Source organism: Arthrobacter sp. LAR12-1-1.1 (genome assembly GCF_040676555.1).
GTDB lineage: Bacteria > Actinomycetota > Actinomycetes > Actinomycetales > Micrococcaceae > Arthrobacter.
This window is the reverse complement of record NZ_JBEGIG010000034.1, coordinates 358,554-375,590: the sequence shown is the minus strand read 5'-3', so window position 1 is coordinate 375,590 and position 17,037 is coordinate 358,554. Positions and strand designations below refer to the sequence as shown.

Below are 17,037 nucleotides of genomic sequence, written 5' to 3'. Positions count from 1 at the left end.
CTGTTGAAAGGGGTGTTGGGTCAGCGGCGGGCGTTGCTCCGCGGGCGTCAGTACGGTGCGGTCATTCGGCCGCGCCCATCGCGATGACCGCTTCCTCGATCGTGTCCTCGGCCTTCGAAGGCTCGGCCGGGACGGCGGGGTGGATCGTCGCCAGCACCTGGTCTGCCTTGACGAGGTCGCCTGGCCCGACGCTGATGTGGACGGTTCCGTCGAGGGGCGCCACGAGCTGGTGCTCCATCTTCATAGCCTCCACGGAGAGCAGCACTTGGCCGGCTTCCACGGCGTCACCGTTGCTGACGGACACGGACACCACGGTGCCGGGCATCGGCGAGCGCACCGCCGGGTCAGCGGCGCCTTCCTCGCGTTCGATCGCGGCCAGCACCCGGGCGAGCCGGGTCTCCCGGGTGAGCACCTCCAGGCGGCAGGACCAGCCCTCGTTGCCGAGGAAAAGTTCCGTGGGCGTCGTGTTGTTGTCCCGGTCTGGGCGGATCGGTCCCTGAGACACGGCCACGAGCGAGTACACCCGGGCTTCGCCGCCCAGGGTCAGCTCTGCGTGGTTGCGGTTGGGGAAGCGAAGCGAAGCCGTGCGCTGCGGCCCGCCGTCGACGGTCACTGCCGCCGTGCCCTGCCCCACGGCGCCGGACACCTCAACCGTCGCGACACCGCCGTCGGGAGTGCCAAGGCTGATCCGCCGTGGGGCGGGGGCACCAAGCCTCCAACCGTCGCGAAGGTCCCACGGGCCTTTCCCGGCGGCCTGCGCATCGTGCTCCTGCGTGGCAGCTGCGTAGAGCGCCGCGGCAGCGATCTCGAAGTCGCCCGGGCGGCGGAAGGAGAACTCCGGCATTTTGCGCTCTATCAGACCGGTGTCGAGGCGCCCGGCCCGGACGTCGGCGTCGTTGATCAGGAGCCGCAAGTACTCAACGTTGGTGTCGATGCCAAGCGCCGTGTAGCCGGCGAGTGCCCGGTCCAGGGTGTCGAGGGCCTCGGTGCGGTCCTGACCCCACGCGATGACCTTGGAAATCATCGGGTCATAGCTGGAAGAGATCTCCAGGTCCTCCAGCAGGGCAGAATCGACCCGGACTTGGCCATCTGCGTCACCGGGCAGTTCGTCCAGCACCAGGACCCTGCCGGTGGAGGGCATGAAGTTCTTCTCCGGAACCTCCGCGTACACGCGGGCCTCCACCGAGTGGCCGTTGAGCACGACGTCGTCCTGCCGGACGGTGAGTTCCCCGCCGGCGGCGATCCGGACCTGCCATTCAACGAGGTCGATGCCGGTGACCATCTCGGTGACGGGGTGTTCGACCTGCAAACGGGTGTTCATCTCCATGAAGAAGAACTCGTCCGGGGCGTTGTCCGAGACCAGGAATTCGACAGTGCCGGCGCCGGAGTAGTTGACGCTGCGCGCGGCGTTGCAGGCGGCCTCGCCGAGACGGGCCCGGATGTCCGCGCCGTCGGGCAGGGATTCCAGCAGCGGGGACGGCGCCTCCTCGATGACTTTCTGGTGGCGGCGCTGCAGGGAGCACTCGCGCTCCCCGAGGTGGATGACGTTGCCGTGGTTGTCAGCGAGGACCTGCACCTCGATGTGGCGCGGGGTGAGCACGAGCCGTTCCAGGAACAGGGTGTCATCGCCGAAGGCACTCGCCGCGACCCGCCGGGCGGTGGCCAGGGTGGCTTCGAGGTCCTCGGGCCGTTCCACGATGTGCATGCCCTTCCCGCCGCCACCGGCGGAGGGCTTGATCAGCAGCGGGAAGCCGACGCCGGCCGCGGCCTCGATCAGTTGCGCGTCCGTCATGTCCGGTTCGGCGATGCCCGGGACCACCGGGACGCCGTAGCCGGTGACGTGGTTTTTGGAGCGGATCTTGTCGCCCATGACGTTCAGGGATTCGACGCCGGGGCCGATGAACGTGATCCCGGCGTCCGCCAGGGCACGCGCGAAGTCGACGTTCTCGCTCAGGAAGCCGTAGCCCGGGTGCACGGCCTCGGCGCCGGTGTCGCGGCAGGCCTTCAGGATGGCCTCGATCTTCAGGTAGCTCTCGGTGGCGGCGGCCGGGCCGATCCTGACCGCGACGTCGGCCTCCCGCACGTGCCGCGCGCCGGCGTCGGCGTCGGAATAGACGGCCACCGAACGGATCCCCAGGGCGCGCAGGGTCCGGATGACGCGGCAGGCGATCTCGCCGCGGTTGGCGACGAGCACGGTGCCGAACAGGGGCTTCTGGGGTGTCAAAGGTGCAGTCGACAAAGAAATAGTCACAGCTGGCTCACATCCGGAACAGGCCGAAGGAGGTCTCCGGCAGCGGGGTGCGGGAGACGACGTCGAGCGCCAGTCCCAGGACGGTGCGGGTGTCCGCGGGGTCGATCACGCCGTCATCCCAGAGGCGGGCGGTGGAGTAGTAGGGGCTGCCCTGGTCCTCGTACTGGGCCTTGATCGGGGCCTTGAACGCTTCCTCGTCCGCGGCGGACCATTCCTCGCCGCGGGCCTCGTACTGGTCCCGCTTCACGGTGGCGAGCACGCTGGAGGCCTGGTTGCCGCCCATCACGGAAATCCGGGACGCCGGCCACATCCACAGGAAGCGCGGCGAATAGGCCCGACCGCACATGGAGTAGTTCCCCGCGCCGAAGGACCCGCCGATCACCACGGTCAGTTTGGGGACGCGGGCGGTGGCGACGGCGGTGACCATCTTGGCGCCGTTCTTGGCGATGCCGCCCTGCTCGTAGTCCTTGCCGACCATGAAGCCGGAGAGGTTCTGCAGGAAGATCAGCGGGATGCCGCGCTGATCGCAGAGTTCGATGAAGTGCGCGCCCTTGAGTGAGGACTCGCTGAACAGCACTCCGTTGTTCGCCACGATCCCCACCGGGTGGCCGTGCAGCTTGGCGAAGCCCGTGACCAAGGTGGTGCCGTAGTTCTTCTTGAACTCGTGGAACTTGCTGCCGTCCACAAGCCGGGCAATGACCTCACGCACGTCGTACTGGGCGTTGACGTCCGTGGGAACGGCGCCGTAGAGCTCCTCCGGGTCGGCGACGGGTTCGACGACGGTATCCACGTCCCAGACGGGGGCGGCGGGCCGGGGCAGGGTGGAGACGATGTCGCGGACGATCTGGAGGGCATGCTCATCGTTCTCGGCCAGGTGGTCCGTGACTCCGGAGATCTTCGAGTGCACGTCGCCGCCGCCGAGTTCCTCGGCCGTGACGATCTCGCCGATCGCGGCCTTCACCAGCGGCGGGCCGCCCAGGAAGATGGTGCCCTGGTTGCGGACAATCACGGTCTCGTCGCTCATCGCCGGGACATAGGCGCCGCCGGCGGTGCAGGAGCCCATGACGGAGGCGATCTGCGGGATCTTCGCCGCGGACATCCTTGCCTGGTTGAAGAAGATCCGGCCGAAGTGTTCCTTGTCCGGGAAGACCTCGTCCTGCTTAGGCAGGAACGCGCCGCCGGAATCCACGAGATAGATGCAGGGCAGCCGGTTCTCCAGGGCGATTTCCTGCGCCCGGAGATGCTTCTTGACCGTCATCGGGTAGTAGGTACCGCCCTTGACCGTGGCGTCGTTGGAAATGACCAGCACCTGCCGGCCGTGCACCAGGCCGATCCCGGCTATGACGCCGGCACCGGGCGAGTCGCCGTCGTACATGCCGTCCGCCGCCAGCGGGGCGATCTCCAGGAAGGGGCTGCCGTCGTCCAGCAGCCGGTCGATGCGCTCGCGCGGCAGGAGCTTGCCGCGCGCAACGTGGCGTTCCCGGGACTTTGCCGGCCCGCCCAGCGCTGCGGCGGCGAGCCGTTCCCTCAACTCGCCGGCCAGCCCCAGCTGGGCCTCCCGGTTCGCGGCATAGGCTGTGCTCATCGCATCCACCCGGCTGGCGATTGTCTCCATTGACTGATTCCGTTCCCTGACCTGCGCGCCGGACCGGCGACTCACGCCGCCCGGCTGTTTCGGTTAGTACCGCATAACTGAGATTTAGGTTAGTCTCTATTAACTGTGATGTCCAACACAGGGATCATTCGCAACGAGGGGATGCGCCGGTGACCGAGCCCAGCCAGACCGCCCAGCTTCCGTCCGCCCAGGCAGCCTCCACCCCGGCCCCGTCAACACAGCGCAGCCAGGCCAAGGCGAACAGGCGGCAGGCCCTCTTGTCCGCCGCCGCTGCGCTCTTCGCCCTCGAGGGCTTCAACCGCGTTTCCCTGGAGGATCTGGGGGCCGCGGCCGGCGTCAGCGGGCCGGCGGTCTACCGCCACTTCGCCGGCAAGCAGGCCGTCCTCGGCGCGCTGCTGCTGAGCGTGAGCAAGGACCTGCTCGACGGCGGCCGCAAGGTGGTGGCCGATTCCGACGACGACCTGGCGGCGCTGGGCGGCCTCGTGGCCTTCCACGTCGACTTTGCCCTGAGCAACCCCGACGTCATCCGGGTCCAGGACCAGGACTTCAGCAACCTGGCCGGTGAGGACCAGGCCGAGGTCCGCACGCTCCAGCGCAACTACGTTGAACTCTGGGTGGACGTGCTGGCCGGGCTGCACGAGGGCACGGAGGCCGCCGAACTGCGGATGCGGGCACATGCCACCTTCGGCCTGATCAACTCGACCCCGCACTCGGTGCGCAGCCACGGGCGCCGGATCGGCGTCCGCCGCGCCAGGCCGCTGCTGGAAAGCATGGCGCTGGCCGCGCTCATGGCACCGGCCGCGCCCGAGCCGCTCGGCTAGGCAACTCCCCCACCGCGCAACGCACTCCACGGTTCCGCGTGTCCACGTGTCCACGGCGCAGCCCGAGGGCACTTTGGCGCGGACATGCCGTGAACCAGGGCCCCGCCGTCGAACATTGCCCTTAATGTGCCCCCGGACGGAAACCACCCCGCCCACAAGACACTCCTGCGGACAACAACGCTGCCGGCCACCCTTCCTTGGCGGGAAGGGCAGCCGGCAGTTGTGATCTGGGGTGCCTAGACCATCGCCAGGACCATGCCCGGATCGGCCAGCATGGTCCCGAGGTCCTGCAGGAACCGTGAGCCCTGCTCGCCGTCGACCAGTCTGTGGTCGAAGGAGAGGCTGAGCGTCATGACCTGGCGCAGCGCGACCTCGTCCTGGTACTCCCACGGCATCTTCCGCACCGCGCCGAGGGCCAGGATGGCTGCCTCCCCCGGGTTCAGGATGGGCGTGCCGGCATCGATGCCGAAGACGCCGATGTTCGTGATGGAGATTGTGCCGCCGGAGAGCGCCTCGGTGCCCGTCTTCCCGGCCCGGGCCGTGTCCGTCAGTTCCGTCAGCGCGGTGGAGAGCTCCATGAGGGACATCCGGTCCGCGTCCTTGATATTCGGAACGGTCAGGCCCCTCGGGGTCGCGGCCGCGATGCCCAGGTTCACATAGTTGAACTGGACGATCTCCTGGTTGGCCTCGTCCCACCTGGCGTTGAGCGTCGGGTGGTTGCGTAGCGCGATCAGCACGGCCTTGGACACGAGCGTCAGCGGTGTGAGCTTGTAGCCGGCGAACGCGCGGCTGGCCTTCAGCCGTGCCAGCAGCTCCATCGTGGGGGTGACGTCAATGGTGAGGAACTCCGTGACGTGCGGTGCGGTGAAGGCGCTGGCCACCATGGCGGCGGCCGTGAATTTCCGCACGCCCTTGATCGGCGTGCGGGTCTCCCGTTCGCCCCCGGCCGGGACGCGCCCGGTGGACTGTGCCCCAACTGACTGCGCCGGCGCGCCGGCGAGTTCCTGGGCGGCTGCGGTCAGGTCCCCGCCGCCGACGAAATTCAGGACATCCTGACGGGTGATCAGCCCGTGCTCCCCCGTGCCGGTCACGGCCTCGAGGTCGACGCCGAGATCCTTGGCCAGCTTCCGCACCGGCGGCGTGGACCGCGGACGCTCCCCCGGCGCGGTTTCGACAGCCTTGGATTCAACCGGCTCAGCAGCGCGGACCGGCGCGACGGGCTCGGCGGGTGCGACCGGAGACGCCGCCGCCGGGGCCGCGAAGGTGCGGGTGCGGCGGGCGGGCCGGCCGGAGGCTTCGAGGACGGCGCCGTAGCCCACCAGGTTCGGCTCGCGTTTGGCGGCGGCGTCTGCACCGGCACCTACGGCGGTACCGGCACCGCCGCCGGAATCGCCGGCGCCGTCGTCCTCAATCTCGAAGGACACGATCGGCTTGCCGACCTCGACCACGGTGCCCGGCTGCTCGTGCAGCGCGGCGACGACGCCGGCGAACGGCGAAGGCAGCTCGACGACGGCCTTAGCTGTCTCCACCTCGGCGATGATCTGGTTGAGGGTGACGGTGTCCCCTACCGCGACCTTCCAGGCGACGATTTCCGATTCCGTCAGTCCTTCGCCGAGGTCCGGCAGCCTGAATTCCTTGATCATTGTGGCGCTCATCCTTCCAGCCCGCTGAGGGAGTTGGGGCGGCCCAGGGCACGGTCGACGCCGTCGAGAATCCTGTCAAGGCCCGGCAGGTGGTGCATTTCCAGCTTGGAGTACGGGTACGGAACGTCGAAGCCGGTCACGCGGACCGGGGCGGCTTCGAGGTGGTAGAAGCAGCGTTCGGTGATGCTCGCGGCAACTTCGGCGCCGAGCCCGCCGGACTGGCCGGCCTCGTGGGTGATGACCAGCCGGCCGGTCTTGCGGACAGAGGCCTCAAGAGTGGTGAAGTCCAGCGGTGCCAGCGAGCGGAGGTCGATGACCTCGACCGAGACGCCTTCGTCCGCGGCCGCCAGTGCGGCGTCGCGGGCGGTCTTGACCAGCGGGCCGTAGGCCACGAGGGTGACGTCGTTGCCCTCGGTGACCACGCGGGCCTTTTCCATGGACAGCGCAGCGCTCAGGTCGACGGTCTCGTCCACCTCGCCCTTGTCGTGGTAGCGCCGCTTGGGCTCGAAGTACAGGACGGGATCATCGGAGGCGATGGCCTGCTGGATCATGGTGTACGCGTCCTGGGGGTTGGACACGCTGATCACGCGCAGCCCCGAGGTGTGGGTGAAGTAGGCCTCGGGCGATTCCGAGTGGTGTTCCGGCGAGCCGATGCCGCCGCCGAACGGGACGCGGATGGTGATGGGCATCTTGACCGCGCCCTGGGTGCGGTAGTGCATCTTGGCGACCTGGCTGACGATCTGGTCGAACGCCGGGTAGATGAAGCCGTCGAACTGGATCTCCACCACCGGGCGGTAGCCGCGGTACGCCAGGCCGACCGCGGTGCCCATGATGCCCGATTCGGCGAGCGGGGTGTCCACGACGCGGTGCTTCCCGAAGTCTTTCTGCAGCCCGTCGGTGACACGGAAGACTCCGCCGAGGGCGCCGATGTCCTCCCCCATCAGGATCACCTTGGGATCGTTTTCGAGGGACTTGCGCAGGCCCGAATTGATGGCTCGGGCAAAGGTCATCTGCGTCATCAGCGTGCACCTTCTTCTGAAGCGGCTTCTGCGGGATCGCCGAAGGAAGCCAGGTAACGGGAGTAATGGTCCTGCTGGCGGTCCAGCCAGGAGTTAGGTGTGCTGTAAACGTGCTTGAAGATATCCAGCGGCTGCGGCTCGGGCATGTTGATGGTGCCGGCCCGGAGTTCCTTGGCCACGGCGTCGGCCTTCGCGGCGACGGCGGCCTCAAGGTCCGCGGTCAGCAGTCCCTTGCGGTCCAGCAGCGATTTCACCCGGGAAATCGGGTCCTTGGCGGCCCAGTCCTCGAGCTCGTTGGCATCCCGGTAGCGGGTGGGGTCATCCGCCGTCGTGTGTGGGCCCATCCGGTAGGTCACGGCCTCGATAAAGGTGGGTCCCCCGCCGTGCCGGGCGCGGTCCAGGGCGATGCGGGTGGCCGCCATGACGGCGAGCACATCGTTGCCATCGACCCTCATGCTGGGGATGCCGAAGCCTGAGGCGCGGTCCGCCAGCTGAATGTGGGACTGCAGCCGGACGGGCTCCGAGATGGCCCAGTGGTTGTTCTGGCAGATGAAGACGACCGGCGCCTGGAAGCTCGCGGCGAAGACCATGGCTTCGTTGACGTCGCCTTCGCTCGTGGCACCGTCGCCGAAATAGGCCACGGCAACGCAGTCGGCGCCGTCGTTCTGGATGCCCATGGCATAGCCCGTGGCGTGCAGGCTCTGCGCACCGATGATGATCTGCTGGGTGGCAACGTTGACGGTGAACGGGTCCCAGCCGGCGGAGGCGTTGCCCCGCCAGGCGCGGACCAGGTCCTCAACCTTCACTCCGCGGCAGTAGGCCACGCCGTTGTCGCGGTAGCTGGGGAAAACAAAGTCGTCGTCGCGCAGCGCGCGGGCCGAGCCGATCTGGGATGCTTCCTGGCCAAGCAGCGGGGGCCAGAGTGCCAGTTCGCCCTGCCGCTGGAGGGCAGTGGCTTCGGCATCGATCCGGCGGATGACCACCATGTCCTCGTAGAGCGAGCCAAGCTGCTCGTCGCTGACGTCCTGGAGCCAGGGATCGAACTCCGGATGGCTGATGCGCTCACCCGCCGGAGTGATGAGCTGGACGAGATCCCCGCCAGTCCGCCTCGTTGAATTTTCACTGTTCCCGGGGCCCCCGGCGGAAATGCCGCCCTTGCCCGCGTCGTCGGTAAACACTGTTGTCCGCACCTTCTGACGTCGTCTGACCGGAACTCGCAGGACTCGTGATCCCGCGGCGCGCCAGCCGCCCGGGCGCCGTTGCCCCGGATAATTGTGACCCTACTCACAATGCTCATCGGGTACAACCGCACGTAAAAATGTTGAGCATTATGCACTGTTTGACGCCACCGGACCGTGCTAATCTTGCGCATTATGCAACCCTTGGATGGCACTGACACCCGCCTGCTTTCGGCCATGGCCCGGGACCCCCGGCGGACCGTGGTGGCCCTCGCCCAGAAGCTGGGCCTGTCGCGCAATACGGTGCAGGCCAGGATGGCCCAGCTGGAGAAAAAGCATGTGTTCCTCTCCTTCGAGCGACGCATCAATCCGGTGTCCTTGGGGTACCCGCTGATGGCTTTCATCTCCGTCCACGTCCAGCAACAGAAGCTCGGCACCCTGGCGCTCGAGCTGGCCGGGATTCCGGAAATCCTGGAGGGCTACGGCCTGACAGGCTCGGCCGATCTGCTCCTGCGGGTGGTGGCACTCGACGCCGAGGACCTGTTCCGGATTAACGGCAAGATCCTGGCCTGCGACGGCGTGGACCGGACCGATACCGCCCTGGCGATGGGTGAGCTGATCCCGTTCCGGATTCAGCCGCTGCTCGAACGCGGATCCGCCGACAACTGATCGGCTCCTCATCTGTGCCGCGGGCGGCCGCGGCGCTAGGCTGTGTCCGTTGGGTCTTCCTGAGTCCTTGGGTCCGCGCACGCGGCCCTGCGCAACAGGCAGTGGCTGTCTGGACTGCCGGAAAGGCTTGAACCGTGAGCAGTCCCGAGGAACCGCACCGCCCGGTACCGCCGCAGCCCGGGCATGAGCCTGCGTCCGGCCACCCGGCGCCCGGTCAGCCGCCCGTTCCGTACTATGCGGCCCCGCCCGGGGCGCCCGGCAACGGTGCACCTCCCAACTACCCGCCGCCCAGCAACCCGCCACCTGCGAACGGCGCACCGCCGTACTACGGCGGACCGGGGCAGCCGCCGCCATACTACGGCGGCCCCGGCCAGCCTCCCCCCAAAAAGAGCCGCAAGGCCTTGTGGATCGTCCTCGGGATCGTCGGCGGGGTCCTGCTGCTGGTAGCGGCCGGCGTCGTCATCCTCATCAGCGTGGTGGGCGGAGCAACCAACCAGGCACGGGGCATCGCGGACGATTTCACGAAGCTGATCATCGCCGGCGAGGCGAGCACCGCCTACGAGAAGTACCTGGACCCCGCCCTCATGCAGAAGATTTCCCCGGAGGAGTTCGCCGCGGGGGTGGAAAGCCTGGAGCTGGACGGCAGCTGTAAACCAAACTTTTCAAGCCTCAACGTCAGCTCCAACAACGGCTCCAACGCGGCCGACGTCGCGGGTTCCATCGACTGCGACACCAAGCGCGTGGAGCTGGCCTACCGCTTCGAGGGCCGCGACGAGCTGAAGATGGTGAACATTCGGCTGCGGCCCCAACGCTGACCTCGGAAGACTCTTGCGCGGCCGGCGCCCATCCAACGGCAGGAGCTCCCGTGCTGCCGCACGGGAGCTCCTGCCGTTGGTATGCCGGTCCTAGTGGTTGGTAGCCTTCTCGGCACCCACCCCGGTCAGGGAACGGACCTCCATTTCGGCCTGCTTCGTGGCGTCTTCCTTCCGCTTGTCCAGGACGGTGCCGAGCCATCCGAGGAAGAACGCGAGCGGGATGGAGACGATGCCCGGGTTGCTCAGCGGGAAGACAGCGAAGTTGGCGCCTGGGATCATCGACGTCTTGGCCCCCGACACCACCGGGGAGAGCGCAATCAGGATGATGGCCGCGGACAATCCGCCGTACATGCTCCATACGGCTCCCTGGGTGGTGAACCGGCGCCAGAACAGCGAGTAGAGGATGGTCGGAAGGTTGGCGGACGCCGCCACAGCGAAGGCGAGCGCCACGAGGAACGCGACGTTTTGTCCGTTGGCGAAGATGCCGCCGGCGATGGCCAGCAGGCCGATCACCACCACGGTGCGGCGGGCAACCTTGACCTCGGTGTCGGCGTCGGCCTTCCCCTTGGCCAACACGTTGGCGTAGATGTCGTGCGCGAAGGACGCCGCAGCGGTGATGGTCAGGCCGGCCACCACGGCGAGGATCGTGGCGAAGGCCACCGCGGAGATGAAGCCGAGCAACAACGGTCCGCCGAGGTGGAACGCGAGCAGCGGTGCGGCCGAGTTGACGCCGCCCGGAGCGGACTTGATGGTGTCCGCGCCGACGAGTGCCGCTGCGCCGTAGCCGAGCACCAGCGTGAAGAGGTAGAAGATGCCGATCAGCCAGATGGACCACACCACGGACTTGCGGGCTTCCTTGGCCGTGGGCACGGTGTAGAAGCGCATCAGCACGTGCGGCAGGGCCGCGGTGCCGAGCACCAGCGCCAGGCCCAGGGACATGAAGTCGAGCTTGGAGGTATCGGACTTGCCGTACTGCAGGCCGGGGTTCAGGACGGCGGGATTCTTCGCGGTTTCCACTGCACCGCCGAGCAGATCAGAGAGGTTGAACCCGTAGATCGCCAGGACCCAGAAGGTCATGACCGCGGCGCCGGCAATCAGCAGCATGGCCTTGATGATCTGGACCCAGGTGGTGCCCTTCATGCCGCCGATCAGCACGTACATGATCATGAGGACGCCGACGACGATGATCACCAGGGCCTGTCCGCCCCAGTCGCTGATGCCCAGCAGCAGGGAGATGAGGCTGCCGGCACCGGCCATCTGCGCCAGCAGGTAGAAGAAGCAGACGGCGAGGGTGGAGATGGCGGCCGCGATGCGCACGGGGCGCTGCTTGAGCCGGAAGGACAGAACATCGGCCATGGTGAACTTGCCCGTGTTGCGGAGCAGTTCGGCCACGAGCAGCAGGGCAACGAGCCAGGCGACGAGGAAACCGATGGAGTACATGAAGCCGTCGTAGCCGTTGATGGCGATCGCGCCGGTGATGCCCAGGAAGGAAGCCGCGGAGAGGTAATCGCCGGCGATCGCCGTGCCGTTCTGCGAACCCGTGAAGGAGCGTCCGGCGGCGTAGTAGTCGGCTGCGGTCTTGTTGTTGCGGCTGGCGCGGAAGACGATCACCATGGTGACCGCCACGAACAGGGCGAAGATGGCCATGTTCAGCAGGGTGGTGTCTTTGAGTGCGGCGACATTGACCGCGGGGACCATGAGTGTCATTTTGCTGCTCCGCCTACCGGGTTGCCGTGCTTGTCGAATTCGTGCCCTTCGATTCCGTGGCGGATTTCAGAGGCAATGGGGTCGAGCTTGCGGTTCGAGTAGCTGACGTACCAGCCGGTGATGGCAAACGTGGAGACGAACTGCAGCAGGCCCAGGATCAGGCCGATGTTGATGTTGCCCCAGACCTTCGTGGACATGAATTCCACCGCATAGTCGGCCAGCAGGACATACGCGAAGTACCAGAGCAGGAATGCAATGGACATCGGGAAGACAAAGCTGCGGTGACGTTTGCGCAGTTCCTTGAACTGCTCCGTCGACTGGACTTCCTTGAAGTCCACGGCCGCCGCTGCGTCCGTTTCTTGGGCGTCGTGACCCATCGGTTCCTCCTCATTGAGACTGGTGAGCCCACACCGGCTGCCGTGGTCTCGCGGGACACCGCATACACCCCTCGAGCCAATGTGACTTCAATCACTGTGTACCGTGGCGCGCGTGCGTTCCAGAACCCGCGCCACCTGCGTCGCCCAGCGGTCCCCATGCTGCGCCAAACGGTGCCCCAGGACGCCGAAAGGGGCACGCGCCGGCCCCGACGGTAGGCTGGCACCATGCCGGATTCTCCCCTGCTCACCGCCGCCTCAGTCGCGGTGATTGCCCTGGCGATCGCGGCCGTCGTCGCCGTGGGTCTCAAGGTCCTCCGCTCCTTCCGGGACCTGGGCACCGATGCGGAGCGGGCCACGTACAAGACGCTGCATGCCGCCTCCCGTGCCGGCCAGTACCTGCGGACGGGCCTGAACCCGGCCGGCGCGGCCAAGGCCAGCAAGCAGTTGCGCAGCCTGCTGGGCTGCGACGCCCTGGCCATCACCGACACAACGGGCGTGCTCGCGTGGGACGGTGCCGGCGAGGAGCTCAAGCCCGCCCTGATGGGGCTCGCGGCCAAAGTGCTCGACGGCGGCCACCTCGCCGTGATTCCCGCGGGCGAACTTCAGCTGCTTGCCGCAGGCGACGGCGGCCGGCCGCTGACGCCGGAGGTGGAGCGCGCCGTCGTGATCGCCCCGATCAGGGCCGGCGCCCGCGTGGTCGGCGTGGTCGCGGCCTTCGCGCCGGCTGCCGGCGCCGGACTGGTCCGTGCCACCGGCGAGGTGGCCGACTGGGTGGCCACGCAGGTGGAACTCGCCGAACTGGATGCCTCCCGCACCCTCTTGATGGAAGCGGAGGTCCGGGCCCTCCGCGCCCAGATCAGCCCGCACTTCATCTACAACTCGCTCAACGCGATCGCCTCCTTCATCAACACGGATCCGGTTCGCGCGCGCGAGCTCGTCGTGGAGTTCGCCGATTTCACCCGCTACTCTTTCCGCCGCCACGGTGACTTCACCACCCTGGCCGAGGAGCTGCGCTGCATCGACCGCTACCTGCTCCTGGAACGGGCCAGGTTCGGGGACAGGGTGCAGGTCAGCCTGCGGATCGCTCCGGAGGTCCTCAGCACGGTGATCCCCTTCCTGAGCCTGCAGCCGCTGGTGGAAAACGCGGTGCGGCACGGTCTGGAGGCCAAGGAGGGGCCGGGCCACATCTCCATCACGGCGAACGACTCCGGCGCGTTCGCCGAGGTGACGATCGAGGACGACGGCGTCGGCATGGACCCGGAGCAGCTGCGCTCCGTCCTTGCCGGGCACAGCGACGGCGAGCACGTGGGGCTGCGCAATGTCGACGCCCGCCTGCGGCAGGTTTACGGTGACGACAACGGCCTCGTGATCGAGACGGCACCGGGCGAAGGTACCCTGATCACGATGCGCGTCCCCAAGTCCCAGCCCCGGCACGACGCCTGATCCGGGACGGTTCCGCCGTCCTGTCTTGGTGTCCCCGGCGGCTGCACATGGCTGACGGCCTGAGCCGGTCAAAACGGCTGCGGCAGTAGGCTAGAGCCATGATTAACGTCCTCGTCGCCGACGACGAGCTCCCCGCCGTCGAGGAACTGGCCTTCCTGCTCGGCAAGGATGACCGGATCGGCGCCATCCACCGTGCCTCCTCCGGTGCCGAGGCCCTGCGGGCGCTTGAGGCCGAGGAAGTCGACGCCGTCTTCCTCGACATCCACATGCCGGCGCTCACAGGGCTGGATATTGCCCGGGTCATTTCCCGCAGCGCCCACCCTCCCGCCGTAGTCTTCGTGACCGCGGATGAGGACTGCGCGCTGGAGGCCTTCGAGCTCGCGGCCGTGGATTACCTCCTCAAGCCCGTGCGCGCCGAACGGCTGGCGAAATCGATCGGCCGCATCAGCGAGCTGCTCAAGGACGGTGCCCCGGCACCGGAAATGATCACCGTGGATCTGGGCGGGACCACCAAGATGATCCGGCGCGATGATGTCACGTACGTCCAGGCGCAGGGCGACTACGCCCGGTTGCACACCGCGGAGGCGAGTTACCTCATCAGGGTTCCGCTGGCCGACCTCGAGCAGCAGTGGGCCGACGCCGGGTTCCTCCGCATCCACCGCTCCTACCTGACCGCGCTGAGCCACATCAGCCACATGAGGCTTGCCGCGGCGCGGCCCAGCGTCACCGTGGCAGGGGCCGAACTGCCTATCAGCCGCAGGCACCTGCCGGCGGTCCGGGAAAAGCTCGAAGCAAACCGTATCCGGCCGCAGGCATGACGCGGGTCCGGGTCACAGCGCCCCGCAGCCTCACGCCAACCGGCACTGTCACGCCAGACGGCGCCGCCCTGGCCGGCGGGCGCTCCGCGGCGGCCGCGCATGAGGCGGCAGAGGAATCCGACGCCGGCCAGTTGTTCGTCCGCTCACTCATCCGGTCCCAGCTGCGCCTGGGCCTCGTGGTGGGCCTGGGCTTCCTGCTGATCCTGCTCGCTTTCCCGCTCATGCTCGGGCTGGTCCCGGGCCTGGCGGACTCCACCATTGCCGGCCTGCCTTTCGACTGGGTCCTGCTGGGTGCCGGAATCTATCCCGTGATCGGTCTCAGCGCCTGGCTCTACGTGCGGACCGCCACCAGGAACGAGGCCCGCTACCGGGACCTCGCCGGCGACAAGTGAGGGACATGGCCGGGCAGCTGACGTTCCGGGTGAGCGGAACGTGAACCCCGTCGTCGGGCTGGCGGCGTTCGCCGCGGTCTCGCTCGCTACGGCCGTCATCGGTTTCTACGGGTTGCGGGTCTCACGCACCACCGGGGACTTCTACGTGGCTTCCCGGACGGTCAAGCCGTGGTGGAATGCCTCGGCGATCGGCGGCGAGTACCTCTCCGCCGCGAGTTTCCTTGGTGTGGCCGGACTGATCCTGCTCTCCGGCACTGATGCTTTGTGGTACCCGGTGGGTTACACGGCCGGCTACCTGATGCTGCTCCTGTTCGTCGCCGCTCCCTTGCGCCGCTCCGGCGCCTATACGATTCCGGATTTCACCGAGGCACGCCTGGATTCTCGTGCCGTCCGCCGCGTGACAAGCCTGGTGGTGGTCCTGGTCGGCTGGCTCTACATCGTCCCGCAGCTCCACGGCGCCGCCCTGGCAATCCGGATCACCACGGGCCTGCCGGCCTGGGTGGGCCCGGTGGCGGTGGTCGGCGTCGTCTGCATCACTGTGGTGGCGGGCGGGATGCGCTCCATCACGTTCGTCCAGGCGTTCCAGTACTGGCTCAAGCTGACCGCGCTGGCGGTGCCAATAGTGTTCCTGCTGTTTGCGCTGGGCGGCGGCGAATCCGCCGCGGCGGCCCCCGCCGCCAATCCGACGGCGTTGGCCCCCGCGGGCCCGTATCAGATCATTTCGCTGCTCGTGGCCCTGCTCTTTGGAACACTCGGGCTCCCGCACGTGCTGGTCCGTTTCTATACGAATCCGGACGGGCAGTCCGCCCGGCGGACCACCCTGATTGTCCTGGGCCTGCTGTCGGCCTTCTACCTGTTCCCGACGGCGTACGGCATGCTCGGGCGCATGTTCGCGCCGGACCTTGCCCAGAGCGGCCAGGCCGATGCGCTGGTGCTGCTGCTGCCGGGCCGGATGATCGGCGGGATGGCCGGCGACCTGCTGACGGCGCTCGTGGTGGCCGGTGCGTTCGCGGCGTTCCTGTCGACGACGTCCGGCCTGGTGGTCTCCCTGGCAGGCGTGATCAGCCAGGACGTGTTCGGCGGCAGTGTCCGGGGCTTCCGGCTGGCGGCATTGATCTCGGCCATTGTCCCGCTGGGGATCGCGTCGATGACCGAATCGCTGGCCCTGGCCGGCAGCGTGGGGCTCGTGTTTGCCTTTACGGCGTCCACTATCTGCCCGGTGCTGCTGCTGGGCATCTGGTGGCGGGGTCTGACGGACGCCGGGGCAATCGCCGGCATGGCGACCGGCGGTGTGCTCTGCGGCAGCGCGATGGTGGCCGGTTCTGTGCTGGGTGCTGCCCAGTCGCCGTCGTGGCTGGCGCAGCCCGCCGCCTGGACGGTCCCGGCGGCGTTCGCCGTCACGGTGCTGGTCTCCCGGGCCACGCGGGGCCGGGTGCCGCGGACCATGACGCGGGTCATGACCCGGCTGCACACCCCGGAACGGCCGCTCGCGACGGAGCGGTGACTGGACAACGCTGACCCGGCGTCGGCGATCAGGCGCCGGCAATCCGGCGTGGGGCGGCCCCGGCAGGTGGGCACCGGGTTGGGGCGCCGGCGTGGGGCGGCCCTGGCAGGTGGGCACCGGGCTGGGGCGCCGGCGTGGGGCGTGGTTAGTCGATGGCCGCCATGAGCTCCACGGCGCGCTCCAGGAACGCGTCGACCTGGCTTTCCTCGTAACCCTCCCGGCCCACGGCGGGGCGGAACACGGCACGCCGGACGTTGTCCACGCTCAGCGGCTGGTCCTCCTCGAGGTAGCCGATCAGCTCGTGGCACAAATCGTCGACGTCGGTGGTGTTGTAGCTGCGGGACTTGGGTTTGGACGGGCGCCGGAAGCGCTGGCCGTCCGGGCGGTGCAGGCGTCCGCGCAGGACGCCCGCGAGCCGGCCGATTTCTCGCAGCCAGGCTTCCTCGCCGCGTTCGGCAACCAGCTCATCGCGTTCCCGCCGGGCCAGGGCGTCTTCGAGCCGGTCCAGCGCGGCGTCCACGCCGGCAGCCACGTAGCCACCCTTCACGGGGTCGAAGGACACTGCGCGGACGTCCGAGCTCTTGATGGCGCGGGAGGCGGAGGACGGAGCTTCAAATGACACCCGTGCGCGCTGCAGGAAATCGTCGACCTGCCTGGCGTTGTAGCCATACTGGTTCCGCTGCACACGGTCAAATGACGCAGGAATCTGCCGTTGAATGTCCACTGTTACTTTGTTCCTTTGATGCCGTTCGGCTGGTTTGCTCGGCACCATTCTAGGCGCCGGA

At 68.0% G+C, this 17,037-nt stretch carries 15 protein-coding genes; 7 read left to right on the top strand and 8 right to left on the bottom strand.

Going from position 1 to position 17,037, the window contains the following annotated elements; all coding sequences use genetic code 11:
* Positions 1–61: 61 nt before the first annotated feature.
* Positions 62–2,224 (bottom strand): acetyl/propionyl/methylcrotonyl-CoA carboxylase subunit alpha, encoded by a 2,163-nt coding sequence (locus MRBLAR12_RS17800; RefSeq protein ID WP_364747379.1) that lies wholly within the window; start codon positions 2,222–2,224, stop codon positions 62–64.
* A gap of 34 nt (positions 2,225–2,258) precedes the next feature.
* Positions 2,259–3,866 (bottom strand): carboxyl transferase domain-containing protein, encoded by a 1,608-nt coding sequence (locus MRBLAR12_RS17795; protein ID WP_364747377.1) that lies wholly within the window; start codon positions 3,864–3,866, stop codon positions 2,259–2,261.
* Positions 3,867–4,015: 149 nt separating this feature from the next.
* On the opposite strand from MRBLAR12_RS17795, the gene MRBLAR12_RS17790 reads away from it, so the two are divergent.
* Positions 4,016–4,687 (top strand): TetR/AcrR family transcriptional regulator, encoded by a 672-nt coding sequence (locus tag MRBLAR12_RS17790; protein ID WP_290369351.1) that lies wholly within the window; start codon positions 4,016–4,018, stop codon positions 4,685–4,687.
* Between the two features lie 236 nt (positions 4,688–4,923).
* Here the strand turns inward: MRBLAR12_RS17790 and MRBLAR12_RS17785 are convergent, their stop codons facing one another.
* From MRBLAR12_RS17785 to pdhA, 3 genes are read right to left on the bottom strand one after another with little or no spacing between them, the layout of a single operon-like run.
* Positions 4,924–6,342, bottom strand: a complete 1,419-nt coding sequence (locus MRBLAR12_RS17785; RefSeq protein WP_364747375.1) for a dihydrolipoamide acetyltransferase family protein — start codon at positions 6,340–6,342, stop codon at positions 4,924–4,926.
* Positions 6,339–7,349, bottom strand: coding sequence for an alpha-ketoacid dehydrogenase subunit beta (locus MRBLAR12_RS17780; protein ID WP_364747374.1), 1,011 nt, complete (start codon positions 7,347–7,349; stop codon positions 6,339–6,341). Before MRBLAR12_RS17780 ends, MRBLAR12_RS17785 begins: the two co-directional genes overlap by 4 nt.
* Positions 7,349–8,527 carry a pyruvate dehydrogenase (acetyl-transferring) E1 component subunit alpha gene (gene pdhA, locus MRBLAR12_RS17775; RefSeq protein WP_229993429.1) on the bottom strand — a complete coding sequence of 393 codons (1,179 nt, stop codon included), beginning with the start codon at positions 8,525–8,527 and terminating at the stop codon, positions 7,349–7,351. The genes MRBLAR12_RS17780 and pdhA overlap by 1 nt, the downstream gene beginning before the upstream one ends.
* A 195-nt stretch (positions 8,528–8,722) precedes the next feature.
* Here pdhA and MRBLAR12_RS17770 point away from each other — a divergent pair, with 195 nt between their 5' ends.
* Together MRBLAR12_RS17770 and MRBLAR12_RS17765 are read left to right on the top strand one after the other, a co-directional pair.
* Entirely contained in the window at positions 8,723–9,196 is a 474-nt protein-coding gene (locus MRBLAR12_RS17770) for an Lrp/AsnC family transcriptional regulator (protein ID WP_229993430.1), read from the top strand.
* A gap of 134 nt (positions 9,197–9,330) precedes the next feature.
* Positions 9,331–10,011, top strand: a complete 681-nt coding sequence (locus tag MRBLAR12_RS17765; protein ID WP_229993431.1) for a hypothetical protein — start codon at positions 9,331–9,333, stop codon at positions 10,009–10,011.
* 90 nt (positions 10,012–10,101) lie between these two features.
* Here the strand turns inward: MRBLAR12_RS17765 and MRBLAR12_RS17760 are convergent, their stop codons facing one another.
* Both MRBLAR12_RS17760 and MRBLAR12_RS17755 read right to left on the bottom strand, forming a co-directional pair.
* Complete coding sequence (locus MRBLAR12_RS17760) at positions 10,102–11,718, bottom strand: solute symporter family protein (protein ID WP_229993432.1); 1,617 nt, start codon at positions 11,716–11,718, stop codon at positions 10,102–10,104.
* Positions 11,715–12,095 carry a DUF485 domain-containing protein gene (locus tag MRBLAR12_RS17755; RefSeq protein WP_229993433.1) on the bottom strand — a complete coding sequence of 127 codons (381 nt, stop codon included), beginning with the start codon at positions 12,093–12,095 and terminating at the stop codon, positions 11,715–11,717. Before MRBLAR12_RS17755 ends, MRBLAR12_RS17760 begins: the two co-directional genes overlap by 4 nt.
* A 225-nt stretch (positions 12,096–12,320) precedes the next feature.
* Here MRBLAR12_RS17755 and MRBLAR12_RS17750 point away from each other — a divergent pair, with 225 nt between their 5' ends.
* From MRBLAR12_RS17750 to MRBLAR12_RS17735, 4 genes are all read left to right on the top strand, one after another.
* Positions 12,321–13,538, top strand: coding sequence for a sensor histidine kinase (locus MRBLAR12_RS17750; RefSeq protein ID WP_364747370.1), 1,218 nt, complete (start codon positions 12,321–12,323; stop codon positions 13,536–13,538).
* A 98-nt stretch (positions 13,539–13,636) separates the two neighbouring features.
* Positions 13,637–14,356, top strand: a complete 720-nt coding sequence (locus MRBLAR12_RS17745) for a LytR/AlgR family response regulator transcription factor (RefSeq protein ID WP_229993435.1) — start codon at positions 13,637–13,639, stop codon at positions 14,354–14,356.
* A complete protein-coding gene (locus MRBLAR12_RS17740; protein ID WP_364747368.1) occupies positions 14,353–14,748 on the top strand; it encodes a hypothetical protein in 396 nt (131 codons plus the stop codon). The genes MRBLAR12_RS17745 and MRBLAR12_RS17740 overlap by 4 nt, the downstream gene beginning before the upstream one ends.
* Positions 14,749–14,788: 40 nt before the next feature.
* Positions 14,789–16,252, top strand: a complete 1,464-nt coding sequence (locus MRBLAR12_RS17735) for a cation acetate symporter (protein WP_364747366.1) — start codon at positions 14,789–14,791, stop codon at positions 16,250–16,252.
* Between the two features lie 145 nt (positions 16,253–16,397).
* On the opposite strand, the gene MRBLAR12_RS17730 is transcribed toward MRBLAR12_RS17735, so the two are convergent.
* Positions 16,398–17,024, bottom strand: a complete 627-nt coding sequence (locus tag MRBLAR12_RS17730; protein ID WP_364747364.1) for a DivIVA domain-containing protein — start codon at positions 17,022–17,024, stop codon at positions 16,398–16,400.
* Positions 17,025–17,037: the final 13 nt, after the last annotated feature.